The organism is Candidatus Doudnabacteria bacterium (assembly GCA_037200925.1).
Classification (GTDB): domain Bacteria; phylum Patescibacteriota; class Doudnabacteria; order UBA920; family O2-02-FULL-48-8; genus JBDTSL01.
In genome coordinates this window covers 808677-833725 of record JBBCGO010000001.1, presented here as the reverse complement: position 1 = coordinate 833725, position 25049 = coordinate 808677, and the positions used below count along the sequence as shown (strand labels likewise).

Below are 25049 nucleotides of genomic sequence, written 5' to 3'. Positions count from 1 at the left end.
CACGCAATGATGTTTTAATTATATCCAATTTCTCTGATTATACGCAACTTGTCCGATTTTTGGTGCAAAAAAAAACACCACTTTTGACAGTGGTGTTTTTTTGATATTTCATAATTTACACAGCATCTGTATAGACAACTAAACGCGTGGTATAGCTTTTTGTTGACGGATCCCAAGTGCCGCTGCAAGTGATCAGATTAAGATGAACACCGCTGACGGATTGAAATATTCCGCTATTGGTATCATTTGCATCAAATGTGCGAATGTCACTAACCACGAAGGAAGTTGAAACACCTCTCGCGTCTACGACGGACAGAACATCGCCTTTTTTCAGCTTATTCAAATTAACAAACGCCCCTGTTCCGGAATCCCAATAGTTGTGACCGCCGATAACAGCGCTCCCCGTCTGACCCGGAACCGTGCCTAAGTCATACCAACCGACATCAAATCGATTGCCCGGAAGCGCCATGGCTCCGGTGGTAGTGGTCACGCCCATATCTTTAATGACAGCGTCAACATTGATCGATGGAATTTTCAAATGCGCTTCCGGTAGTTCTGCGGTTTTTGGAATAACAACAACCTTTTTTTGAGGTAAATTCTGGGCTACAGCAACCTGAATTGCCGGTGCCGGAACCGCCAGAACGCTCGCTTGGACAGGATTTGCGGCCTTCTCCGCGACAAATACGACCGGAGCCGGTATGGCTAATGCTTTGGAGAAACCATAGCTGACAGCTGAAACAATGAGCGTTAGAACTAAGAGCGTTGAAACAGCAAATGGAAAAAACGGCAAACTGGATTTTGCTTTCCGTGTTTTAGCCCTTATTTTAGAGTGTTTAGTATAACTTCTAGACATATATAGAGATCCCTGAATAAATTGTATTAACTTAACATTTTAGCACATTTTCTTGCTTTTGTCAAGGGGACGCAGAAAACCCATTGATTTAAGGACTATTTGATACAATAGCGGCAAGCAGGAAACAAAAAAGCACCACAAATTTGGTGCTTTTTCTTAGCTCGCTTACATCAACGACCGGCGAACTTTATGACAGTTTACTTGTGTTTTGCCAAAAAATTATTTAGCTTATTGAGCTGTTGATCGAATCCGTACTTCATTCCCTCGACCGCCATTTGGGCATTTGGTCCGCTTTTGTTGATTGTAGCCTTAAGTTTGATCTTCGTTTTGCCATTCTCTTCAGTTAATGTCAGCTCTGTGGTTTGGTCAATCTCAGTTTCTTCATTTTGTACTTCCCCCACCCAAGCCTTGCCGTTATAAGATAGCTTTGATTTTGGCTCCACTACCGTGAATTCTGCTTCCATCGGCCACTTGGTACCTTTGTATTCCCCCATACCTTCTCCGGCCTCCATGACTATGAAAAACCTTCCGCCAACCCGCAAGTCAACTTCACATTCAGGAATTACCACATTATCCGGACCCCACCATTGTTTTAGCATTTCCGGTTTCGTCCAAGCCTGCCACACTTGCTCGACTGGAGCGTCATATGTTCTTTCGAAAGCAACCTCTTTAATCGGTGCCATATATTCTCCTTGAATTAATTATATTATTTATTCTTAGATCTTCTATTGAGCACAGCTTGCACAGAAGGGCTTACCTGTTTATCTTTGCGATGAGGACAACCGAGCCAGCAGCAGGGCCGGCGCATCCCCTCCTTGAGCTCACTGATCACTCTTTTAACATGATCCTTTCTCGTCTGTTCAAGCTTTACGAAGATCACCCAGCATATCCATTCATTGCGAGCCAGCGGAGTCAGGTCCTGCCACGCCGCTAGCGCTGCTTTGTCGGATACAAGAACTTTTCGCAAATCTGATGGCATTTTATGAACTACACCTCCAGAAATTTTTTGAGTCATAGCTTTCTTCTTCCTTTAATCTTCCTGGTTTCGACTTCAAGCAAAGCCCCTAACCTGTCGAGGCGGCGCTCCCAAATCTTCTGGTATTGGCTAATATACTCCGAAGCGTTCTTAAAAGCAATTGGATGGATCGACACAATATGCTCTTTGCCCTGCTTGTGCTTACTGATAAGCCTCGCCTTCTCAAGGACTTTAAGATGCTTCGATATCCCGGCAAAAGTCATACCATAATGCTTGGCAATCTGCCCGACCGACAGCGTCTTCTTCGCTACGCGCCGCAGTATATCCCGCCTGGTTTCATCGGCCAATGAATGAAAGATATTATCTAATGAAATAGTATATTCAACCATATGGTTGAATGATATACTGCGGCAATATCCTTGTCAAGGGATGAACTGACCCTAAGCCTGCAGAATAGATTACAACCGCTATTTACAAAATTATTAAATACTGATATAGTAGTTGGTCTGAACCTGTAGACTTTAAAGAGCCAGTGACCTGCGCTTCAGCAATAACCAAGGAGGAATGTGTGCGGTGCTTCTTAACAATTATTCTTCTGGGCCAGATCAGTTTGATTCCGACCCCTGAGCAAAAGCTGCTCGACCCGGATTTCGAAATCGCAACACCTGCCGGGAAACAAGTTTTTCGTGAGGAGTTAGCCCTCGCCTTGGCAGAGGCTCCCGGCGCGAGCGCTCAAACTAGACAGAAGTTCAAAACCGAAGCGGAAAAACTGTCCGCGCAACTTTTTCTCAAAGGACAAAAAGCTTACCGCCTGCCTCGGGTCAAGTTGACTGTCTATTGGGATTCGCTGAAGCCCATCGAGGTTGCGATGTCTCGCGGCGAGCCAGGTCGGTTTGAAATCCATCTCAACGAGGTGATGTTTTTCACCTACCATGATGATCACCTCAAATTGGTCATTCCGCATGAGGTCGCTCACCTTCTCCACTATCAGCAGTGGGGTTTTGGCAACAACGCTCATGACGAAACTTTTGTATGGATCGTCAAACTGCTGGCTCCCAACTACGAGTACAAGGATTTCGACTTAACCCCAGGCTGTCGCCTCTCAAAGCGTTTGCTCTTGGCAAACGGCGCCAGAGGGATCGACGATGGCTGCACACCCTAAAAACTACCAGGGGGACTGATGGGCTTTACCGCGGGGCTTGGTGCCTTAATTGAGGTCTATTTTTGAGCAAGGGCAGGTTGCGCGCTCGCGTAGCCTGTTTTTTTATTAAATTATTTTATAAAAGCTCGGGATGCTGGATTGCTTGGGTAAATAATTAAATTCAGAGTATAATACTTGCAGCCATGAATCACATTAAACAAAAAATCATTGTCTTAGCTATAGTTATCGCCTCAATTCTTCCCCATTTTGCTTCGGCCCAGACCTCCGGCGGCGTCACTGCAAAAGCATATGTCATCATCGATGCTGATACCAAGCTGGTGGTAGCTGCGGAAAATCCTGATCTAGCTTGGACTGCCGCATCCTTAACCAAGCTTATTACAGCCCTGGTGGTTCTCGATACCAAACCCAATCTTTCTAAATCCGTAACGATGGCCAAAGCCGATCAAACTGCGGGTCAGTGCAGCAACGGAGGAGTTTGCATCAAGTCTGCCTCCGGCGTGAAATTCACTTTAGATGGCCTTTTCAATGCAGTCATCATAAAGTCCGCAAACAATGCAGCGAATGCTTTGGCCCGCAGTACCGGATTATCGACATCACAATTTGCCAAAAAAATGAACGCTAAAGCCAAAGCATTGGGGGCTGCCAACAGTCGTTTTTATGAACCGACGGGAATGGATCCGGATAATAAGATCACTGCGGCAGATTATGGGAAAATTGTTGCTGAGGCCTTCAACAACCCCTACTTGAGCACGATTGCCCAGAAGTCCGACTATAACCTGGTCTCGCTAAACAATTCCAAATACAACCAAATGATAACGAACAGCGATACTCTTCTGGCCAGTTCTGTGGTTGATCTGGTCGGCAGCAAGACCGGCTATCTTCCGGAGTCACACTACAATCTTGCCACGGTTCTGAAATATCAAACTAAACAGTATATTGTAGTGGTCTTAGGCGAACCGCATTTGTATATGGCGTATGCGGATACTGAATTCCTGGCAACTTTAGCAGGACCCAAAGATATTGCCTTACTGGGCCAGCCTTAATTAACCTCATTATAAAAATATGGTAAAAGGAAATTTTATTGGTGCGGCGATTGTTGCAATAATCTATACGATCTATATTTTAATCAAGCCCTTTCCCGCGCGTTCAAAAACAGTAATAGCGTTAGTGGTTCTTAATGCCTTAACAATCGTGTTGATGTCTTTTGCATTCAAATAAAAAAGCGAATCCTGCCAACAGAAATAAAAAAACTCCAATACAAGATTGGGGTTTTTTCTTTAACACTAGCTTTCGCTAATGTCTTTTGTGAACAATATAAGAACTGTTACCCCATAAAACCCTTATATAGCAAAATAATTCCGAAGATAATTGGGACCACACCGGTAACCATCATGATGCCGCTGGACTTAACCTTCCTGTACCATGAAAGCCATGATGTCGGAAACAACATGATGACCGTGCCTTTGATGAGAGCCAACCAGCCCCAGATAGTAATCAGTACCGGCCAATGAAAGCTCCAGGTGCTGTAACCCGCCAGCATGAGAGCTCCCAGAATAGCCATGACAAAACCCACAAACCAAAGTAATCCCTTGCTATTTACTATGTCATCGACGATGGCTGTGATATAACTTTTATTCATGAATGACAAGCCAACCAGCAGGGACATGATGCCGACGATTCTGGCCAAAACAATTGTAGAGTCCATAAAATTGTGTTTTTGATTTCTTAACCTTCGACCTTTTTACATAAATATTATAGCAAATTACTCTAGCCTTTACTATTGATGAATTTTCTTCCTATGCGTATATACAGTTTTGATGAGTGAGGCCAAGACTTTCTCGTCCACATCAGAAAGGCGGTTGACGTACAGACATCCACCGCCTCTTTTATACTTTCCTAATTTAGCCAGCGCCGGATTTTCCTGCTTCCACGCCAGGATATACAGAGTCAGATTTTGCTTTCGAGGCGAGAACCCTACTTCAAACCACTCACCCTCACTGCTCACGGATTTATAATGATATTTCCCGAAGCCCACAATACTCGTCCCCCACATCACGGGTTTCTCGCCCGTAATTTTTTTGAACATTTTCAGCAAAGCCAAACCATCCTTTTGTTTATCTTCAGGTTTGACCGATTTAAGAAATTCCATAACACTGGCCTTCGTGGCCTTAGTCTTTATTTCTGCCATAAAAATCTGTTAATTTAATACATCTATAATAACAAAAAACGTAAGCGCACGCTAATCTATTTTGTGGGCTCCGAATCGTGGATGATATTAGAACTTATTATGTAAAAAAGAAGAAGTAGCAATTTAGAAAGATCTTTTAGACACCTTTCGGTCAAAATAGGGGTTAATCTTGTGGGATCATCCATATCTATTACTTACCGCCGCATATAGCATACAAGTATAGTAGATAAGGAGAGCTTAATTTTCGACGAAGTATAGTGTCGACTGTACTTGAATTTATAAACAATTCGTCAAATCAATCATTAATACAAACTTTGCCTTTGAATCATTAATAAACACATATAACAATGAGTAAAACCATAATTCTTAAAAAGAGTGCAATGGCAGTTGCACTAGCCGTCTTAGTTCTGCCCATTTTATTCGGTCTTGCAAGGCTTATCCCTGCGGAAGCTGCATTTCAACCCCCAGCTTTTCTGAATGTCATTAAACACGTCATAAATGATAACGGCGGCACTGCGGTTGCCTCTGATTTCACAATGACGGTTAATGGAGTTATTGGGACGCCCACTACTTTCCCTGGCGTAGAATCACCGGGAGTTTTAGTCACTATCCAGGATGACTCTTTTTACAGCGTGATTGAAACGGGTCCTTCCAGCTATACCGCCACTTTTTCCGCTGACTGCACAGGCACCTTGTCCCCATTCGAGACCAAAACCTGCACTGTCACCAATGACGATATACCCCCCACGCTTCCTCCGTCTCTTGGGGCTGCGGCCACATTCAGGGTTCTGACCGGTACCTTGGCCAACGCGGCACCAGGAACTATTATCAATGGAAACCTAGGATACACTGTCCCGCCCGCCATGTCACCCGTAGTGAATGGCACAACCTACGTGGCCCCTGACCCAGTTTATCTCCAAGCAGGCGCAGATCAGGCCGCTGCTTTGGCGATCTTGAATGATCAACCCTGTGATTTCAATTTTGGTGCTGCCACTGTCCTAAGTGCACTACCGCAACCGCTAGAACCCGGAGTCTATTGTATTACAGGCGCGGCTTCAGTAGGAGCACCGGGAATTACCATTAGGGGTAGCGGACAATACCTCTTTCGGATGGTTGGCGCGCTTAATACTACAGCCGCCTCTTCCGTCACATTTTCACCCGGCGCAACAGTCTGCGATGTGTTTTGGACCCCAACTGGGGCCACTACCCTTGGCGCCAACTCGACGTTTGCAGGAACTGTCATTGGTACGGCTATTACCGTAGGCAACCAAGTAACATGGAATGGCCGGGCCTTGGCATTTGGCGGAACCGTGACGACTGCCGCAGACACATTTAACCCATCATCGTGCCCAGGCACTCCTCCTCCCACAACCGGGACGCTGGTAGTCACAAAGACAACCAGCGGCGTTGACGGCACATTCAACTTCACCAGCAATATACCGGGCAACACGAGCTTTGTCATCACCACGACTGCCAACAGCGGTACAAAAACGTTCTCCGCGGTCATGCCCGGAACGTATTCCATCACGGAAACCCCGCAGGCCGGCTGGACACAGAACTCCAGCACCTGCTCTTCGGTTTCTGTCGTGGCTGGCAGTCAGGCCACCTGCACGGTCGCTAATTCCCTAGTCGTACAAGTCCCCCCTGCATTCAGCCTGTCACTGAACAAGTCGGCGAACCCGATTACTTACTCTGCCGCCGGCCAGACGATTGTCTATACCTATGCGTTGACCGACAACGGCAACATGCCGCTTACCGGCCCATTCACGATTAACGATGACAAACTCGGTACATTTACCTGCGGATCAATAGCGACGATCATACTTCCTGGCGCGACCTTCACCTGCACGAAGAACTACGTTACGCAGGCCTCTGATCTGGGTAGCGTGACGAACTGGATACAGGGGGTCACGGCGAACATAAACACCGGGGCCTGGCTGGGATTCGCCAATAGCTCGCAAGACACTGCTATCACGGGTGCCGGTGCCAATGTGCCCGACAGCACCTATAAGTGCTGGTGCATACAGGATGGCGTGCCCACTGACCTGCACAACCAGTCAGCGCATCTGTACTCGACTACTGCCGGTAGTTTGCCTGCCGATGTCGCTGTTCTGGCCTGGAACAAGGTCAACTACACGCTCAACCACAAGATCCGCGGAGCCGGTAAATCCGACCTCGATTTTGTGAAGGATGTGCAGACAGCTATCTGGGCGCTAGTTGGGGATCCGAGTCCTCAGTTCGGCATCAGTACTGCGGCGCAGCAGATGATCAATGATGCGAACGCGCATGCAAGCTACGTACCAGGGCCAACAGACGTAACCGCTCTCATCATCTACACCGACGGGATAAACGCGATTATCAGACCGGGGGAAGTCCAGGAGAGCATCTGCGAAATTAATGCAAACCTCAAATCGATCGTCAATAAGGCGATCGGCTCCATGGTCGTGACATCGGGCCAGGCCCAGTTCACTGTCAATCAGGTCAGATAATTTCAGATCTGAGATTGAAAAGCAAACAAGGCCCCGTCTTTAAAAGATGGGGTCTTGAAGACTTGCCTCACTCAAAAAGAAAATCGCCGACACAAGGTCGGCAATTTTCTTTTGGCTCGGGCGGCTGGATTCGAACCAGCGACCCGCTGATTACATTTTATCTAAAGTTACCTTTAGTATGGACTATATCATAACCGTTTAAGGTCCGAGGCGCTTCGGCCTTGCATTCCTGCAAGGACTACTCCCTGTCGGGATAGTCTCTACACCTTCACAGACAAATTGTCTGCGCTTGGCTCGGGATTATCCAACAACTTTTCAGAAGATTGGACTTCCCCGAATTCACCTCGTTTTTCAACCTGGCTTTCACCAGGAAGCTGCAATACTCCTGCATGTAATTCCCTGTGGCAATTGGCGCAAATCAGAATACATTTATCCAACTCAATCCTAATCTTTTCCCAAGATTTAGTGAGTCCATTCATGGAAATACCAAATTTTTTCTTGGAAGGATCAAGATGATGAAAGTCCAATGCACCCAAGTAACGATCATAACCACAGATCATACACTTACCGCCTTTATATGTCCTTGCCATCTCCCGAAGCTTTTTACGGCGTTTGGTCACAGCTTGGATTATATATTGAGAACGGTCGGAATATGTTCTATTAGATTTTGGCATAAATAAGACCTTTATGCCGCCTTTAAGAACTTGTTCACAGTCAGCTGCTCTACCGCTGAGCTACGCCCGAACGCAGAGCAATTTTAACAGATTTTGCTCAGGATTTCAAGAGGTCAGATTGGCGTCAGATGGTTTTTTTGGTAATCTATAATCATATGACTCAATCAGAATATGTTCCTGGTGTATGTAATATCGGTCCGGCAGAGATAGCCAGAAGGAGAAATCTCGGCTGGGTTAGTCTTGCAATTGTTGTAATACTGCTGGCTGCGCTTATATGGTTCAAGGTCAATCCGTGGTGGCGGTTGTTTGTCTTCTTGCCTGCGACCATGTCAGCGTCCGGTTTCCTGCAGGCATATTTTCATTTCTGCTCCGGTTTTGCGCGTCGCGGACTTTTCAACTTCGGCCCAGCCGGCCAGACACAAGCAATCACAGACGATGCTTCGAAAGCGATGGATAAACAAAAAGGCAGCCGCATCACCTTGTATGCCGCTTTGATCGGTCTTACTGTCGCCATCGTGGCCATGTTGATATAAATATTTAAAGTTAAAAAATCCCAGATAACTGGTATTTTTTATTTCTATTTCTTTCTGACGATAACTGCATAAAAATGCCAATGTTTCGACTGGCCATTGCTCAAGCGGCCCTGTTTATCGACTTCAGTAAATTCCAAAATTTCCATATCTGAAAAATAATCCAAGGCTTGCTCTTTTGTATGAAAGGTCATTGCTTCATCTTTCTTCCATTCGTCATTTATACCAAACAATTGGCCAGTAAAAATACCGCCTGTATTGAGAGAATTTTTTATTGATTTCATGACTTTATGGAAAGTTTCTGGTGGGTTGAACGGCAAAGAAAATTGTGCGTTGATCAAATCGAAAAAATCTTTCGGAAAATTATATTTATCAAAACTGGATTGCACGAACTCAAAACGATCCTTAGAGAGTGGCTTCACTAATTCTTCAGGAATAGTCTCTTGGTCAACAGCGACGACTTTATTAAAACCGATTGATAGTAAATATTTGCTATCCTTAAGTGCTCCTGCTCCCAAATCTAAAGCAGCGTCTTTTTCATTTACAAAAGACGCTGCTCTTACTAACAATTCAGACGTCGGGTTATTTTTTGTCGTCTGATAATATTCTTGCCAACCTCGATCAGCCATATAAACTAGCAGCTCAAATCAACTTGGCCAATTTATGCCGAGCCAAAACGATGCCGTAAGACACAACTCCCAAGTAAACCAATCCCTCAATGCAGGTTTGTGTCATATGGGCAGGCTTGCTCAAGATCAGGTAAAATCCCGTAAGCAGCATTGTGCCAACTAAAAAATAATCAGCATTGAGTCCAAGTTTAGACGGTCGAAAATACAGATAACCGGTCAACACCAGACTTGAAACCGCCGCAATTATGTGAATAATTAAAATCATATAGATATTATTATTATTTTTTTAGTTCTGGTCCGATGCCGAAAAAATCAAACATAAATCTATTATTCTTCAGCTTTTTATCAAATATATAACCCAAAACGATAATCGCAGCGAACAATAATCCCAGAACAAATAATAACTTACCAACAAAAAATAATATAAACCAACCTATAGAATTACTGGTACGAAAAAAATTTGCTGGATAATATAATAATAAACCGATTATAAGCATGTTGCCAGGTTTAAGATATCTTTTTTTCACAGTTATATTATAGCATTAATTGATATGGCAACACTAAATACTAAAAGTACTACTAGCGAAAATTTAAACATATTACGGGCCCAGACAGAATCATTGTTGTTGGCCCTAAAACCTTGAATACAAACTGTCAGCCATATCAGCCCAAATAAAAGCATAACAACAAGATAAATATATCCTGCAAATCCGAACAAGGTTAGTAATGTGGTCGCAATAATAAAGGCCACGATATAAAGCAAGATGTTTATCTTGGTAACCGCAATCCCCTTTTGCACCGGCAGGACCGGGATCCCGGCTGATCGGTATTCATCAAGCCGGCGGATAGCTATCGCATAAAAATGCGGCATCTGCCAGGCAACTAAGATCAAGAACAAAAGCAAGGCCGCAAGATCAAATCGGTTTGTTACCGCCGTGTATCCCACCACAGGCGGCACCGCACCGGCAATAGCGCCCACAAGAGTGGCATGGACTGACCGGTGCTTGAGCGGCGTATATGCAAATACATAGACGAAAAATCCAAACAGCGCCGCGAGCAAAGCCCGCGTGTTCGTATGAAAGCGAAGAACAAATGCTCCCAAAAAAATCAGAACAATGCCAAATATTATGGCATTTGTTTTTGATATCGACCCTGTGACCAACGCGCGGCTGCGGGTGCGTTCCATTTTTCTGTCAATGTCGCGATCGTATAAATTGTTGAACACGCAAGCCGAGGCAATGACCAAAGATAATCCAACCAAAGTTGCCAAAAGCAGCCGCCAATTCATGTGTCCTCTTGACGCCAAAAAAAATCCGGCGATAGTCGTGATCGCGTTGCCATAGATAATTCCCGGTTTGGTGAGCTGATAATAAATTTTGAACATTTCTAGAATCCGCCTGCCTGGTCCTGGATATATTTGTCGACTTGCGCAGGCGTCATATTGTAATTAAGATTCTTCATTATCCAAAGCGTTCCTACGACAACGATAAGGATAATTCCGATCGTGGAGATAAAGATCGCCAAATTCCACCGCGGCCCCTTCTCGTAGTCCAGATGCAGGAAAAATACCAATTGGACCCAAAGCTGGATCAGGGCAAGTCCCATGATCACAAAAATCAAATTCGATGCGGGAAGTAAATGCCTGATGACCGCGATAAAAGCCGTCAGGGTCAAGGCGGCTGACAATACGAACCCCAGAAAATATGACTTGAATGTCGCGTTGTTCATTTTATAGTCCCCATCAGATAAACTATCGTAAAAATAAAAATCCAGACAACATCCAAAAAATGCCAGAACAGGCTTAGGCGCACGAGTTTGCCGGAAATGGAAGGAGTAAGGCCGCGGCGCCAGATCATTATCATGGAAATAATGATGCATAACAGCCCCACGGTAATGTGCAATCCGTGCGTGCCGACTAGAGTAAAAAAGGAAGATAGAAATGCGCTTCTCTGCCAGCTATTGCCATCGGCCACCAGCTTTGAAAATTCATTTAATTCCAGGATAAGGAATGTGAGCCCGAGTACAAACGTCACTCCTAAACTGATCTGTGTGCCGATCTTGTCTTTTTTAGCAACTGCGAGGATCGCCAGTCCGCAGGTAAAACTGCTGGTTAGCAGGATCAGGGTATTTGCTAAAGCTCCCGGCAAGCTGAGAAGCTCTTTTGCCGAAGCCCCACCAAAAGTATTGCCCCGGAGCACTGCGAAAGCCGCAAACAGGACCGCAAACATTATCAGGTCAGTCATCAGATAGACCCAGAATCCTAATTTAAGTTTATCGTTTTTTTCGTGTTCATCCATAAAAGCTTTTCCTTTCGGCTTCCATTTTCGCAACTTCGTCAGCCGGGATGACATATTCGGTGTCTTCATCGAACGATCTGATGATGACGCAGCTTATCGCACCGAGAAGGCCAACTATTGCCAGCCAAACAATATGCCAGACCATGGCAAACCCGAACAAGAAGATGAATCCGGAAGTATATATTCCCAGCGCGGTATTTTTGGGCATATGAATATCTTCGTAAACCTGTTTGGCCGTTTGCTTGGATGCTTTATCCGCCCAGAACTGATCGCGCTCTGTAACTTTGGGTATGATCGCAAAATTATATACAGGCGGCGGCGATGGAATCGCCCACTCAAGCGTTCTGCCGTTCCACGGATCTCCGGTCTTATCAATGTTCTGTTTTCTCTGCTTGATGCTGACGATTATTTGCAATACTTGGAAGAGCGCGCCGCACGCAATGATGATCAGGCCAACTCCCGCAACAATGAACAACGGCTGCCAGCCGGTAGATGCCTCATAGTGGTCGAGCCTTCTGGTGGCGCCCATGAATCCTAAAATATACAGCGGGACAAACGACGCAAAAAATCCTATGATCCAGCACCAAAACGCATATCTGCCGAGCCGTTCATTCAGGGTAAACCCTGTGGCCTTGGGAAACCAATAAGTAATGCCAGCAAAGATCCCGAACAATGCACCACCAATGATCATAGTGTGGAAATGCGCCACTAGATACAAAGTGTTATGCACCTGAAAATCCACTCCCGGGATCCCCATCAGCACTCCGGCCATGCCGCCCAAAGTGAATGTGAAAACGAATCCCACAAACCAATCCATAGGCGTGAAAAATCGGATGCGGCCTTTGTACATAGTGGCAAGCCAGTTGAAAACCAGCGCAGCCGTGGGCACCGTGATGAACATGGTCATGATGCCGAAGAACGCGTTGACATCCGCGCCGGCGCCCATGGTAAAGAAATGATGCAGCCACACCAGCAGGGCCAAAAGCGTGATGCCGATCGAGCCGGCAACTACCGAACCGTATCCGGATAGGCGTTTTTGGCTGAACGTTGCGACTATTTCTGAATAGATGCCGTAAGCAGGGAGGATAAGAACATATACTTCCGGGTGCCCCCATGACCAGATAAGGCTAATGTACATCATCGGGTTGCCGCCAAACGAAGTAGTAAAAAAATGCATACCCATGAATCGGTCCAGCGTCAGAAGCGCGATCGTTGCGGCCAGGATCGGGAAAATAGAAACAACAAGCACCATGCTGCAGAGGGAAGTCCACACGAACATCGGCATTTTCATCAAGGTCATTCCGGGCGCTCGCATCTTGAGGATGGTCACGAGAAAATTAATGCCTCCAAGCAATGTCCCCAAGCCCGATATCTGCAGGCTCCATATCCAATAGTCAACCCCGACCCCGGGGCTGAACTGGAGTTCGGATAATGGCGGCAGCGCGAGCCAGCCGGTTGCGGCGAACTCCCCTCCCAGGACAAAAAACAGGTTAACAAAGATCGCTCCCGCAATATACAGCCATAAGCTTAAAGTATTTAAAAACGGAAAAGCCACGTCCCTGCTGCCGATCTGCAACGGCAGGATCAGATTCCAAAGCCCCGCCAGAAATCCCATCGTAACGAAAAAGATCATAATATCGCCGTGTGCCGTAAAGATCTGCTGAAAGTGATTGGGAGAAATATACCCGTTAGAAACCCCGACAGAAAGCGACTGCTGCAGCCATATCATTCCGGCATCAATGGCGCCGCGAAACAGCATAAGCGAAGCGACAATAATATACATGATCCCGATCTTTTTCGGGTCAGTTGATGTCAGCCACTCCTTCCAAAGCCATTTCCAAAGCTTTTTGTGCGTTAAAAAAGCCACAACGGCTATGCCCATAATGGTGATAAAAATAGTTCCGGCGATGGTGAACCATTCGTGCGGCAAAGCGGCAAGGGTCAGTTTTCCGAATAATATGCTCATTGGATCCCCTGCGTGGGCATCATGTATTTCATGATTATATTATTATATAAATTTTTGTCCGTGGAGGAATAAAAAGCCGGCGGGTTGTTTGAACTCGGTGCGGCTAATTTATTGTATTCCGCAAGGCCCAATGGGGTGCGCCTAGCCTGAACTGACTTAACCCAACTGTCAAAGTCAGAGTTTGTAACTGCCTTGGCCGTAAATTTCATCCCTGAGAAACCTTGCCCGCTTATCTCCGCAGCCGAACCGGCAAAAGAGCCGGGCGCGGAAGCCATAAGGTGCAGTTGCGTGCTCATTCCGGCCATCGCGTACATCTGCCCGCCAAGCTGTGGGATCCAGAATGAATTCATCGCGGCATCGGAAGTCAATTGAAAATTAACGGGCGTGGTCTGTGGGAACTCCACAAAGTTAACCGTTGCGATATTTTGCTCCGGATAAATAAACAGCCATTTCCACGGCAAAGATACGACCTGGATCGTAATCGGTTTTACGTTCGAGATAAGAGGTTTGAAAGGGTCTAACTGGTGCGTGCTTTTCCAGTTGATCACTGCCAAAATCAGAATGATCACCGTTGGGATCGCCCACAACAATAATTGAAATTTCGTGCTGTGGCGCTGGTTGGGGGCGTATTTGGCTTTGTTCCCTTCCCGATATTTGAAGGCAAAAGTAAACAACAAAATGAACACCGGCACGACTACGATAAGCATGAGCGATATGCCAACAACCATCAGATTGCGCTCCTGTTGGGCAATTGGTCCTTTCGGATTCAGCAGTGACCAATTACTGTGCCCTGCAAGCAGAAACAGCAAAAAAAACAGCAAAACTGCCGGCAGAATGATAGCAGCGATTTTGGTTTTAGTTTTCATGTTTTACCGGGCGGGGTTGCCTGTCCCTTGGCCAGATCAAATTCGCTGTCCGTCAGCTGCGCTTTGATCGGGAGGGAAAAAATAAAGCTTGATCCTTTTCCTTCTCCTTTTGACTCAACCCAAATTTTGCCCTTATGCTGATCAATAATGACTTTGGCTACGTATAGCCCCAGCCCCAAGCCGGAAGAATTTCTGGCCGGACTCGCGCCCCGCTCGTATTTCTTGAATATCTCGCCCAGCTGTCCGGGCGCCACTCCCCGGCCCGAATCCGTGACCTTCAGGATGACATCCGTTTTGGTTTGAGACAAAGTTACTTCGATCGTCCCCTCTGTTGTATATTTGATGGCATTATCGATGAGGTTATTGATGACCTGGCGCAGTTTTTCCTTGTCCGCCGAGATGATCGGCAAGTCAACTTTCGGCTTTTCAAAAACTAATTTCAACTTTCTCATTTCCGCCTGAGGCAAAAGCTGGTCCACCGTGATCTGCGTAATTTCAGTCAGATTCGTGGGTACGAAAACAAATTCCATTTTACCCCGTTCAATGCGCGAAGCGTTCAGAAGGTCATCGATCAAGGCGATCATGGAATTATTAGTGGAGGCCGTTTTGCGCAGCTCTTGTTTCACCGATTCGTCAAATTTGCCGTAATCGCCGTCGAGGATCGCGGCCAGATACCATTTGATGGTCGCAGGCGGCGTGCGCAGCTGATGGCTGGCGATGGTGATAAACTCGGCTCTGGCTTGGTCCAGGATTTTAAGCTGTTGATTTGCAGCCTCGAGTTGTTTGTCTAAAATTTCCAACTGTTCGCGCTGTTTTACTTCCCGCACAACACTTCTGATAAGCAGGATTCCGATTACCAAAACCAGGAAAAACTCCAAGATTCTTACTAATACCACGGGAATACTCTGGGAAGTGAGAATTTCAATCAGAGTCACTGCAGACAGAACAAAAACCAAAATTTCCGTGGAAATGACTTTTACATCCAGGAACCTATGCCGAATAATCGCATAACTTGTGAAGGCAATAAAAGGAAAACTGAAAATCGCTCCATATGAAATATACCGAACGTTTTGTAAAAAAACCGGGAAAACGAAATTGAACACAATGTATAAAGAAAAAGTTATGATCGTTCCGATCAAAATATAATTATACGGGGTTCTTTCTTTTCCTTTCTTCCTTTTCCTTTTTTCGAAAAAAACCACAATGCCGCTTGCGATCAAAGAAACGACTGTAACGCCAAATAAGATCATTCCTAATCCGATCACATCACCGGATTTACCTTGATTGGAAGCTCTGTTCACTTCCGTTATTGCTAATGGACTTAGTGTCACTAAGGAAGTCAAAGCTACAAATGGAATAATTATAAATTTATGTATTTTTGAAAAAATTATTTTTTCATTGGGAAAAACATAGAAAAATCTAAATAAAAAGAAACAATACCAAACCGCAAAAAATAGTTGAATTCTCAGCAGCCACAAAATCAGAACCGTTGAAGTAAATTGGTAAGATAAATAACTTGTCGTGTTCCATAAGATAGCAATCAACGAAAACCAAAGAAAAGTTCGATTGGTAATGCTATTGCGGTTATTGAAAAAAATGACAAAACCCAAAATTCCAATAGCAGATACTGCGATTCCTACGGGAATTATGCTTAAATTTGCCAAAAAATTCATTTTTAGATATTTATTCTTATGAAATTATTTTTGCATTATTTCCGGAATGGTATAGCGCAAAGATTTTGCGGAGGGTTCGCCTCCATCGCCGATCCGAAACAGCATGGCGATTGTTTGGTTTGTAACGTCGAACCCAGAAGAAATTTTTTGATAGCCCTCTTTAATCAACTGAACCTGCTCAGTACTGAATTCCTCATGTTTTCCGGATAATATCTTCTGCATAAAAAATAATATGCCTGTCATCGGCTGCAAACTCAGGCCCATAGATGTTACCTTAAGCCACACTCTTTCCATCGCGCGACCAGCGACAACATAATCATTTCGGGAATTAGTTGGAATGACAATGATTCCTAGTGCTGAAGCGGTTTCATAATTTTTTGCGTTGTCTTTTGCGATCTGTTTTGAGATGCCAATTTTATCTAATAGGTTCGTCCATTTCCACGATCGCAACAACTTTATGGCGATTGATTGTGGCAGATTCAGTTCAAGGGTCTTGATATAAAAGCCGAATTTATATTTTTCATCTTCTTCCTGAGTCCAGTGAATATGAGCATAAAAAAAATCATGCAAAAATTGGTTCTCAAAAATCAATTGTTCGTTCAGACTTATGGGTTTTGATAAATCTTTAATTTTAAGCGGATCTTCGAGCAATATAACCTTGCTACCTGTTTCAATTCCTGAAATAAGAATACTGGCTCGCTGTTCCTCCGTAAATTTTATCTTTTTATAAGATTTTCTGTTGCTCGATCGATTGAAAATAGCGCCATATAGTGGATCATCAACCGCAGAAGATTGTGAAAAACCAACCGTAGCAATCAAATCTTCGTTTGAAGGATCGGGAAACATATTTAGCTGCGCACTTAATCCTAAGGCTTTGGATGCAATCGCCAGATTCTCTATAAAAGCACCTTGAGCGACCATTGATCCTTTCTGACCATAGTTGTAAACAGATGTATCCTTGGACGGATCGTTATAAAGATTGAGTTTATTTTCAGAAAGCTTTATCAACCAAGGTTGGCAATTCTCGCCTGAAGGAGCTCGAATTGCTGCTTCAATAATTTTTAATATTGTTTCTTCCATTTATAACTTCATTATCTTTTTGAAGTCTTCCGTCAGTTTGTTTCGTTTTTCTTGGGCTTGAGGTGTGTTATATTCCGGATCCAATTTTTCATCCAGCGATATCAGCGCGCGGTTTTGTTCCAATGGCTGGCCGTTCAGAATTCTTCTGACGCTGTATGCAACGGCAGAACCGTTTAAGAGCGCCGCGCCGCCGAGTTGCGGCCAAGAAACGATCGTTTTACCCATTTCCATCAGAGAATTCTGCATTTTATCAGTAACATTCTCCGGACCGATGTGCTGGGTGATGGTTCTCCCGATGCCAAATTTGTCCAGCTTGGTCAGCTGCTCATAATTCACATCCCCCAGTCTACCGTGGAAGAACGGCGTGTTCGGATCAAGATCATAGCGTTCCACATCCACGACCGCATTGTCCCCGTTATCGGCGCCCATTACGAGCGGTACGCCGTGCTTTTTTGCCTGCTCGCGGATCAAATATTTGACCGCAATATTATCCAATTCATCGATGACCAAATCGAGTTTGGGCGGCCCTGCAAAAAACTTATCGAGGTTGTCCGTTGTAAGCCCTTCCGCAAATAATTCGACTTCAGCATATGGGTTGAGGGCATAAATTTGCCGTGCCGTCATCTCGACTTTTCTAAGCCCTAAACTTTCCACCCCGCTGCGGATGCGGTTAAGATTGGACAAAGCCAAATTATCAAAGTCCGCCAGCCGTAAATGTTTTGCCCCGCCCTGCAGGACAATGGCCAAAATGACGCTATTTCCCACACTCAATCCGCCGATCCCGATGGTGGAATTGTAAAACTTTTTTTGTTCCTCTTCACTGATCAGGTTTCTGTTTCTTGCCGTGCGGACCCGCTGAAAATCAACATCTTCTAGCAGATGCACAACCGTCGCAAGCCACGGAAAATAAACCCAGTTGCCCTGTTCGGCCATCGGCTGTTTTTTACTCAGTTGGTCGTAGTATTCGCCGAATTCCTTTTCAAAATCCGGAGTGTAAACTTTCGCCGGATTATTTATGGCGAAAAGTTCCTGATGCTGCTGGCGGAAATCGTCAACCGTGGTTTGTATCCTATTCTGCGCAAAAAGCTGTTTCAATTCATCTCTGCCTGACTCTTTAGCCAAACTAAAAATCTTAGGCTTCGATTCAGCCGGATTGTTTTTATCTCCGATCAATTTTTCTAATTCTTTGTCCATTTCTGCTTTCCTTGGCCGCTAAAATATATAGGATCGCCGTAAGTCCAAAAAACTATTTTCGGCGTGACTTTATGCGGAATGGAGCTGTAATTATTCTTATACTCCGCGTTCTTCTTGAGCAGGCTTTCAACAATTAATTTCTGGCAAAGCTTGTGAAGAGCCGCGCTGCTTTTGAATTTCGGCAGCAACTCAATATTGATCTCCAGGTATTCGTTCTGTTTCGGGTCGAATTTCGTAATCAGAGTGAATTTCCCGCTGACATGTCTTCGCAGCCTTTTATCCAAAAGCGCTTCCTTGATCGGTTCAGGATAAATAATTGCTCCGTAAAGCTTCGTTGAAAGATCGCTTCTTTCATAGATATATACAAAAGGCAGATCCAGCAAATCGATCCTCAATCTTTTTGCTTCCGAACGCAAATTGATCTTATTTTTGGTAAATGCGGATTCGATCTGGCTTAAGCTCAAAATTCCGCCATTGTCCCCGATTTTGTAACGGAAGATCGGCATTGTACTGTGAGCGCTGATCAAAATTTTGTTCTGTTCTGCCTCAAAACTAATGAACATCGGATTGTATTGAGCCAGAGTCGGCAACTTTTCATTATGAAAAATTTCTTCGTAAACCGCGGGGTTTTTTATAGCTAACCGCCGGATCAGTATTGAGCCCGGTGTTTCGGACGCCATTCCGCCATGTTCCGCAGTGCCGTAAATATTCATGGTATCGAAATAAAGATTACGCACATGAAGATTCTTCACAATATGATCGCGAAAATTTTCTGTAAACCCTTCGGCAGCAAAAAACAAGCGCATATGGCTGCCAAATTTTATCCCTTCTGATTCCGCCTCATCAATCACGTCTTTAATAAACGGCGGATAACCGGCCAGAATAACATTGTCAAAATGAGGCGCGGCGTTTTTCAGACTGTGAAAAATCTCTTTTTTGTTTATCCCCGGGGTTATGATGGACAAAGGATAACCCCTCAGCGCGCATAACCGAAAAGCTTGGTAGGTTATCAGCCCGCCGATCCACACACCCATACCAAAGCAGTCAATCAGGAGAGTGGTTCCTTTTCTTCCCTTATCCATGAACATTTGGGCGAGTACGGAAAATTGCCAGTCCAATATTTCGTCTCTTAAAAAATACGTCGGCATGCCGGTTGAACCGGATGTTGACGTAAAGACAAAAGGTGTCCGTTCAAACTCATTTTGCCAGACAAATTCGGAAATCGGAAATCTTTGAAAATAATTCTTTTTGTCGATAAAAGGAACAGTTTTCAGATCTTCATAATTTTTGACCTTTTTTGGATCAAAATCATTTTGTTTCAAAAATTTCACATAAGCCGGGACTTGTTTCGACATTTGCCGGAACAACGTCAAAGTTTTTTTTCTCTGGACAGACAGCCAATGTTCTTCCGGTTTGACTTTGTATGACTTTATAATATCCTGAGCTGATATTTTTTCACCTGTTATAGACATTGTAGCTCTCTTTCTTCCCGAGAAAAGATCTTTCTGCCATGGCATCGGATATTCTGATGGGACTTTTCTTGGTCTTTTTTGACTGATTTAAGACAAAAAGCAAAATTTTCTTCATACTGTCGATCTTGCGCAAGACCCGTTTTTTGTCATACCCGCCCGGCAATAGTTCATCGGCAACATCAATGACCCCTCCGGCATTGGCGATATAATCCGGTACTTTCAAAATTCCGCGCTTAAACAAAATATCGGCAATTTCAGGAGATTCCAGCTGATTATTCGCCGTTCCGCAAATAATTTTGGCTTGGATCTTGTTCACGTTCTTTTTTGTAATATCATTGCCCAAAGCACAAGGACAAAAAACATCGACCTTTAATTCAGCTATATCGTCTTTCGCTGCAAAAACATTTTTTGTTGAGCGGACAAGTTTTTTTACTTTCTTTATGTCCGGATCAAAAACAAAAACCTTGCCCCCGGCCTTTGATAAAAGCTTGGTCAAAGAAGATCCGGTATTGCCGACTCCTTTGACCGCAAATGTCCGGCCGGCAATTTTATCGCTTTTGTATAAAAACTTTAAAGCAATCTTCAGGGTTTTGAATGCGCTTAACGCGGCAAACTGAGAAGGATCTCCAGCCATGCCAGTTTTCCCTACGAAGTAAGGGCTGAATTTCAGCATATACTGGACATCTGCTTCATTCAAACCCACATCTTCGCCAGTATGAAATTTTCCTTTCAGTTTATGAACCTGTAATGCGTATTCTTTGAGTGTTTCTTTTTTACTCATCCCCGGTTGCTTGACTATCACACCCTTGCCGCCGCCGAATGGCAGGCCGGCCACAGCTGATTTATATGTCATAGCTCTTGCTAATCTCTTAGCATCAATCAAAGCTTCCTTGGTTGACTTGTAGTCAACGATCCTGGTTCCTCCCAGTGCCGGGCCTAGATTATCATTGTAAATGACAATAAAGCCTTTTAACTTGGAACTTTTACTTAAATCAACAATAAGTTTGGGCTTTTTGGCCTCTTTTACAGGCATTTTTTTTGTTTGAGTATTTGGTGTCTTTTTGTAACTTTCACTTTTTTATTCTAACCAATATTGCAATAAAAATCAATATTTGCTATATTATCGGTATCATTAATTATCCTCCAAGAAAGCTTGGGAATAGCCAAAATGGCCGAAAAACAAACTAAAGTCCTGGTTGTCGAAGATGACGTGACCATGCGCGAGATCATGGTTCATAAGCTGTCCACCTCGGGTTTCGCCGTTGTCGAAGCCGCTGACGGCAAATCTGCGATAGCAAACTGGAAAAAGGAAAAACCCGATATCGTGCTTTTGGACCTGATGCTGCCGGAGATGGACGGGTTCCAGATCCTGGAAGTTATCCGGAAAGATCCCGACCCGGTTGTTGCCGGAACTTCAGTCATCGTTCTGAGCAACCTCTTCGGCAAAGAAGAGATCCAAAAAGCCAAAGAATTGAATATAGATGACTATATGGTCAAAGCTTACTATACCACTGAAGAAATTGTGACCAGACTGAAGGAAACACTGGCGAAAAAAGCGGCAAAAAAAGTATAAAAAGAATGAACTAAAAAAACCGGACGATCGTCCGGTTTTTTTATTGCTAAGACTTCTTTATTTTTTTATTTAATCTTTTCGCTTCTTCCCACGCCAGATCAAAACTATTTTTAAGCATATCGGCAATCTCTTTACTCTCAATGATAATCCCAAAATTATCTTTTGGAGAAACAAGAGAGACTTTGTCGCCATATATCCCCATATCAGACGAGAATTTGAATTTGTCTTCCGGAATTAAAGAAATTTCAGCATGTTTAGGAGGTGATATATGTTTATATAACTCCAACAGTTCTTTGGTTGCAGGATTTATGAAATACATTTTGATTCCACCACTTCCCTCTGTTTCTTTATCATACTCTTGCATCAGATCAGGAACGCGCTTGAATATATTTATTGGATTTGCAAAAGTTCTAAATTCTTTAGTCTTTGTTCGAAAAGGATCCAAATATACTTCTCTTGCGCCATTTTCACCTTCGAACACTTTCACTTTTGGTTTTCGTTTTGTATCTTTGTGTAAGGCTTTCAGTTCAGGAAGAATTGATTCTATTCCGGATTTTATATTTTCCTGTTTTTTGGCGGTGCTTTTTGCCGCGTAAAGCAAGGTTTCCGGAGAAGCTGCGACGTACCTGCGGACCTTTTTATCGTCTGAAACCCCGACCAGGCCTTTTTTCTTCAAGGCTTCCAAGACAACATAAGCCGAACTTCGATTGATCCCCGATTGCTTCGCTACCTCAAACACTGTTGCCGCTTCCAGTTTAAGCAAAGCGAGGTATATCTTCGCCTCTTTGTCGGAAAGGCCGAAATCTATGAGTTGTTTAAGCAATAAATCCATATTTGTTTATGAATATTGACAGTAGAGGGGTAAAAAAGAAAACCCGCAACTTCTACTGTTATAATATACCAACAATTTAATATAAAGGCAATTAAACATTGGTCAAAACCGGTTGGCTTCTGCCAACTTTTTTTGGCTCAAAAGAAATCAGTTTTAAATTGCTGTTAATGATTGACAACAAACTTTAATAGCGTAGACTTAAATCAAAGACAAAAAGACCTATCCAAACATCGCGGTCGATTTGTCTTTTTTCAGATTCAAGGAGGATCTCAAGAGACGCTTCACAGGACTGTTTTTAGTCCTAATTGACAACGGCTTCAAAAGGTAGGATGATAGAATGAGACAACGAAGAGCACTCGTCGTACTCGTCGCTCTCTCTATGCTGGGTATGGTTGGATGCAACAAGCTGTCGACTCAACCAAGCCAAATCATGGCTGACTCCCCTCCTGGCGCCAGCTCTCAATCAGGAGCATACCAAGTCACTGTAGCTCCGGATGGTACGACGACGATCTCGAATCCTGCCGGGCAGCAAATCGACCCCGCAGGATTGGAAGCGATTGTCGCCGCTGGTGGCGAAATTGGCTTGAACCTCACTGACGGCAGTTTGCAGTCACGAACTAACGGCCGTTTGAACCCAAGTGATGTGGGTGTAAATCTTGGTGTCGCATACATCTACGTCGGCTCTCACGACAGTGAACCGCCTCATCCGCTTGCCCCATGTGTGACAAATCCAGTGGATCATTTCCATATCACCATCAAGGCAAATGTAAACACACCGGATTCAAAAGCGTGGTCGCATCTGCACATTGGGACGGCTACAACACGAAATGGCAGTGGCGTTGTTTGCAAACGATTTGTGATCTACGATTCTCGGAATAAGTGGCTCTGCTTGGCCACTCCACCCTGTCCGAACTTCCACGATCTGCAGATCGTTATCCAGAACGCTATGCAACAGTCGCTCTCTGCTGTCGGAATCAACCTTTATTCATGGTTGTTATCGGGAGCAGCAGGCACAATCGCCGGTGCAATCTGGGGTTTGCTCCTCGCTTTGTAAGCCCGGTCATCTCCAGTGGTATAGAAAAATCTCTATACCACTGGTCTACTTATTAAATTTTATCAATATATGAATATATTAACTTTTACAGTAGACAATCTTCGCAGTGATAGCAATGAGGATTTTGACAATGGTATAGATTTACCGGGTGTTCTTTGGGTCGGAATTCATACTGGCTTTATTGAAATTGCGTATGATCCCCAGTTTGGTACTACTAAAGAACAACTCCTGGTCGCTATTGAAAAAATGGGCTATCATTGTTACTTTGTATCTGACATTTTTAAAACTGAAAAATAATATAAAAACCCGCGGAATTGCTAGGAACGATGCCACTAGTAGTTTCTTTTAGTAATCTTAAATAAATATATAAGTATACTAACTCTAGAATATTTTATGTTAAAACCATTATGATCCACAATGTATTCTTTATAATCATCGTAACAGCCGCTCTAATGTTCTTAGATTTTTATTTGACCATTAAAGGGGCAAGATTATATACACAAGGTTATTCTGAACATATTAAAGCTGATAATTACGAAATGAATCCAATGTTTCAGAAAAACGTTGCGGAATTTAAATATAACTTCCGTCATTTATTGTATGTAGTCTTAGTCTCTTTGCTTATCTATTTATTTTATTATTTATCTCAAAAGAATATTATTTATAACTCTCAAAGTTTTGCCATAATCCCAGGTTTATTGTTTACTACGATGGTATATATCAATGCTAATCATCTACGAAATATAGTGATCTTCAAAGCATTAAAGAAAAATCCAAATATGCTTAAGGGTCAAATTGAACAAACATACCTATATTCTTTGAAAACTGCACAAGCACAGTTATTAGTTTTATTACTGCCCCTATTGGTAATTTTGATAATGAGCCCATCTTACTTTGTTTTAGGTGGGGTGATTGCTCTTATTGGTTCATATTTCACTCACAGGAGGTGGAAGAAAAAAGCAACTGTATGAACGAAAACGAATACAAGACAAAAGAATATATGGTTTGGTTTAGCAGAAGTGATGCGACCGAACCGGCAATCAGGAATTTCTTTTTCACAAATTCCAATACCGTTAGATTTACCCGATATTTTTCAAAAAAATTGAATTTCTTAAATTTTATTAATTTTGAAATGGGTAAATCGTCAGTAGAACCAGGTTTCGTTGAGAAGGAACAGAGATTTTTGAAGCAATTTAGTGAATTGAAAGAAGATTTCGTAAAAGAAGTAAGGGATAATACGAAATACAATGATATTGAACAAGGTGTTTGGAATAAAAATAAATTATTTGTTCATTACTTTTTTAACTTGTCAGACAAAATGAAGCAAAAGCTAAATGAGACTCTTTTAGTTTGGTGGCCGCATAGCGATAAACAATTTTATGGTCTTGAAGATCCTACTTTCTACAATAACCGACAAATGATTGGAAGTGTGATAACCCACGAAAGCGCTGCGATGCTCAATATTACTCCAGACGAGAAAGGCTTCTTAATTAAACAAGGAGTAATTTTTGATGAATGAAGTAATAGTAACTATTGTTCTA

29 protein-coding genes are annotated in these 25049 nt (G+C 43.6%); 9 read left to right on the top strand and 20 right to left on the bottom strand.

All coding sequences use genetic code 11. The features are described from left to right. Window positions 1-115: 115 nt before the first annotated feature. The 4 genes from WDN47_04800 to WDN47_04785 all read right to left on the bottom strand — a co-directional run bounded on the left by WDN47_04800 (window position 116) and on the right by WDN47_04785 (window position 2218). Entirely contained in the window at window positions 116-790 is a 675-nt protein-coding gene (locus WDN47_04800; GenBank protein MEJ0021859.1) for a class F sortase, read from the bottom strand. A gap of 260 nt (window positions 791-1050) precedes the next feature. Continuing rightward, window positions 1051-1536: an SRPBCC domain-containing protein gene (locus WDN47_04795; GenBank protein MEJ0021858.1), complete on the bottom strand. Its 486-nt coding sequence runs from the start codon at window positions 1534-1536 to the stop codon at window positions 1051-1053. A gap of 23 nt (window positions 1537-1559) precedes the next feature. After that, entirely contained in the window at window positions 1560-1832 is a 273-nt protein-coding gene (locus WDN47_04790) for a YdeI/OmpD-associated family protein (GenBank protein ID MEJ0021857.1), read from the bottom strand. 32 nt (window positions 1833-1864) lie between these two features. Next, window positions 1865-2218 carry a metalloregulator ArsR/SmtB family transcription factor gene (locus WDN47_04785; GenBank protein MEJ0021856.1) on the bottom strand — a complete coding sequence of 118 codons (354 nt, stop codon included), beginning with the start codon at window positions 2216-2218 and terminating at the stop codon, window positions 1865-1867. A 179-nt stretch (window positions 2219-2397) separates the two neighbouring features. On the opposite strand from WDN47_04785, the gene WDN47_04780 reads away from it, so the two are divergent. Further along, entirely contained in the window at window positions 2398-2991 is a 594-nt protein-coding gene (locus WDN47_04780) for a SprT-like domain-containing protein (GenBank protein ID MEJ0021855.1), read from the top strand. Between the two features lie 182 nt (window positions 2992-3173). After that, a complete protein-coding gene (locus WDN47_04775; GenBank protein ID MEJ0021854.1) occupies window positions 3174-4034 on the top strand; it encodes a serine hydrolase in 861 nt (286 codons plus the stop codon). 281 nt (window positions 4035-4315) lie between these two features. On the opposite strand, the gene WDN47_04770 is transcribed toward WDN47_04775, so the two are convergent. Then, on the bottom strand, window positions 4316-4696 hold the full coding sequence (locus tag WDN47_04770) for a hypothetical protein (GenBank protein ID MEJ0021853.1): 381 nt from the start codon (window positions 4694-4696) through the stop codon (window positions 4316-4318). 72 nt (window positions 4697-4768) lie between these two features. Continuing rightward, window positions 4769-5179, bottom strand: a complete 411-nt coding sequence (locus WDN47_04765) for a DUF1801 domain-containing protein (GenBank protein ID MEJ0021852.1) — start codon at window positions 5177-5179, stop codon at window positions 4769-4771. A 380-nt stretch (window positions 5180-5559) separates the two neighbouring features. On the opposite strand from WDN47_04765, the gene WDN47_04760 reads away from it, so the two are divergent. Beyond that, window positions 5560-7668: an ice-binding family protein gene (locus tag WDN47_04760; GenBank protein MEJ0021851.1), complete on the top strand. Its 2109-nt coding sequence runs from the start codon at window positions 5560-5562 to the stop codon at window positions 7666-7668. Window positions 7669-7928: 260 nt separating this feature from the next. On the opposite strand, the gene WDN47_04755 is transcribed toward WDN47_04760, so the two are convergent. Next, window positions 7929-8342, bottom strand: coding sequence for an HNH endonuclease signature motif containing protein (locus WDN47_04755; GenBank protein ID MEJ0021850.1), 414 nt, complete (start codon window positions 8340-8342; stop codon window positions 7929-7931). A 155-nt stretch (window positions 8343-8497) separates the two neighbouring features. Here WDN47_04755 and WDN47_04750 point away from each other — a divergent pair, with 155 nt between their 5' ends. Continuing rightward, window positions 8498-8875 carry a hypothetical protein gene (locus WDN47_04750; GenBank protein MEJ0021849.1) on the top strand — a complete coding sequence of 126 codons (378 nt, stop codon included), beginning with the start codon at window positions 8498-8500 and terminating at the stop codon, window positions 8873-8875. A gap of 44 nt (window positions 8876-8919) precedes the next feature. On the opposite strand, the gene WDN47_04745 is transcribed toward WDN47_04750, so the two are convergent. The 12 genes from WDN47_04745 to WDN47_04690 all read right to left on the bottom strand — a co-directional run bounded on the left by WDN47_04745 (window position 8920) and on the right by WDN47_04690 (window position 21082). Continuing rightward, window positions 8920-9501: a class I SAM-dependent methyltransferase gene (locus WDN47_04745; GenBank protein ID MEJ0021848.1), complete on the bottom strand. Its 582-nt coding sequence runs from the start codon at window positions 9499-9501 to the stop codon at window positions 8920-8922. A 13-nt stretch (window positions 9502-9514) separates the two neighbouring features. Then, a complete protein-coding gene (locus WDN47_04740; GenBank protein MEJ0021847.1) occupies window positions 9515-9766 on the bottom strand; it encodes a hypothetical protein in 252 nt (83 codons plus the stop codon). Between the two features lie 264 nt (window positions 9767-10030). After that, entirely contained in the window at window positions 10031-10885 is an 855-nt protein-coding gene (gene cyoE / locus WDN47_04735) for a heme o synthase (GenBank protein ID MEJ0021846.1), read from the bottom strand. 2 nt (window positions 10886-10887) lie between these two features. Next, the gene (gene cyoD / locus WDN47_04730; protein ID MEJ0021845.1) at window positions 10888-11229 is read right to left on the bottom strand and encodes a cytochrome o ubiquinol oxidase subunit IV; all 342 of its coding nucleotides are present in this window, start codon (window positions 11227-11229) and stop codon (window positions 10888-10890) included. Further along, a complete protein-coding gene (cyoC, locus tag WDN47_04725) occupies window positions 11226-11798 on the bottom strand; it encodes a cytochrome o ubiquinol oxidase subunit III (GenBank protein MEJ0021844.1) in 573 nt (190 codons plus the stop codon). The genes cyoD and cyoC overlap by 4 nt, the downstream gene beginning before the upstream one ends. Next, window positions 11791-13764 carry a cbb3-type cytochrome c oxidase subunit I gene (locus WDN47_04720; GenBank protein ID MEJ0021843.1) on the bottom strand — a complete coding sequence of 658 codons (1974 nt, stop codon included), beginning with the start codon at window positions 13762-13764 and terminating at the stop codon, window positions 11791-11793. Before WDN47_04720 ends, cyoC begins: the two co-directional genes overlap by 8 nt. Beyond that, complete coding sequence (cyoA, locus tag WDN47_04715; GenBank protein ID MEJ0021842.1) at window positions 13761-14630, bottom strand: ubiquinol oxidase subunit II; 870 nt, start codon at window positions 14628-14630, stop codon at window positions 13761-13763. Before cyoA ends, WDN47_04720 begins: the two co-directional genes overlap by 4 nt. Further along, entirely contained in the window at window positions 14627-16303 is a 1677-nt protein-coding gene (locus tag WDN47_04710) for an ATP-binding protein (protein ID MEJ0021841.1), read from the bottom strand. The genes cyoA and WDN47_04710 overlap by 4 nt, the downstream gene beginning before the upstream one ends. A 24-nt stretch (window positions 16304-16327) precedes the next feature. Then, window positions 16328-17383 carry a hypothetical protein gene (locus WDN47_04705; GenBank protein ID MEJ0021840.1) on the bottom strand — a complete coding sequence of 352 codons (1056 nt, stop codon included), beginning with the start codon at window positions 17381-17383 and terminating at the stop codon, window positions 16328-16330. Next, window positions 17384-18577 carry a ThiF family adenylyltransferase gene (locus WDN47_04700; protein ID MEJ0021839.1) on the bottom strand — a complete coding sequence of 398 codons (1194 nt, stop codon included), beginning with the start codon at window positions 18575-18577 and terminating at the stop codon, window positions 17384-17386. It abuts the gene before it with no gap. Beyond that, a complete protein-coding gene (locus WDN47_04695; protein ID MEJ0021838.1) occupies window positions 18562-20049 on the bottom strand; it encodes a hypothetical protein in 1488 nt (495 codons plus the stop codon). Before WDN47_04695 ends, WDN47_04700 begins: the two co-directional genes overlap by 16 nt. After that, window positions 20033-21082 carry a Glu/Leu/Phe/Val dehydrogenase dimerization domain-containing protein gene (locus WDN47_04690; protein MEJ0021837.1) on the bottom strand — a complete coding sequence of 350 codons (1050 nt, stop codon included), beginning with the start codon at window positions 21080-21082 and terminating at the stop codon, window positions 20033-20035. Before WDN47_04690 ends, WDN47_04695 begins: the two co-directional genes overlap by 17 nt. A gap of 135 nt (window positions 21083-21217) precedes the next feature. Between WDN47_04690 and WDN47_04685 the strand changes: the two genes are divergently transcribed. After that, window positions 21218-21622, top strand: a complete 405-nt coding sequence (locus tag WDN47_04685) for a response regulator (protein MEJ0021836.1) — start codon at window positions 21218-21220, stop codon at window positions 21620-21622. A 46-nt stretch (window positions 21623-21668) separates the two neighbouring features. On the opposite strand, the gene WDN47_04680 is transcribed toward WDN47_04685, so the two are convergent. Then, on the bottom strand, window positions 21669-22454 hold the full coding sequence (locus WDN47_04680) for a helix-turn-helix domain-containing protein (GenBank protein ID MEJ0021835.1): 786 nt from the start codon (window positions 22452-22454) through the stop codon (window positions 21669-21671). A 337-nt stretch (window positions 22455-22791) separates the two neighbouring features. Here WDN47_04680 and WDN47_04675 point away from each other — a divergent pair, with 337 nt between their 5' ends. The 4 genes from WDN47_04675 to WDN47_04660 all read left to right on the top strand — a co-directional run bounded on the left by WDN47_04675 (window position 22792) and on the right by WDN47_04660 (window position 25027). Next, window positions 22792-23508, top strand: a complete 717-nt coding sequence (locus WDN47_04675) for a hypothetical protein (protein MEJ0021834.1) — start codon at window positions 22792-22794, stop codon at window positions 23506-23508. Window positions 23509-23577: 69 nt separating this feature from the next. Further along, on the top strand, window positions 23578-23805 hold the full coding sequence (locus tag WDN47_04670; GenBank protein ID MEJ0021833.1) for a hypothetical protein: 228 nt from the start codon (window positions 23578-23580) through the stop codon (window positions 23803-23805). 110 nt (window positions 23806-23915) lie between these two features. Beyond that, a complete protein-coding gene (locus WDN47_04665) occupies window positions 23916-24479 on the top strand; it encodes a hypothetical protein (GenBank protein ID MEJ0021832.1) in 564 nt (187 codons plus the stop codon). After that, window positions 24476-25027: a hypothetical protein gene (locus tag WDN47_04660; GenBank protein MEJ0021831.1), complete on the top strand. Its 552-nt coding sequence runs from the start codon at window positions 24476-24478 to the stop codon at window positions 25025-25027. Before WDN47_04665 ends, WDN47_04660 begins: the two co-directional genes overlap by 4 nt. The last annotated feature ends 22 nt before the right edge of the window (window positions 25028-25049 follow it).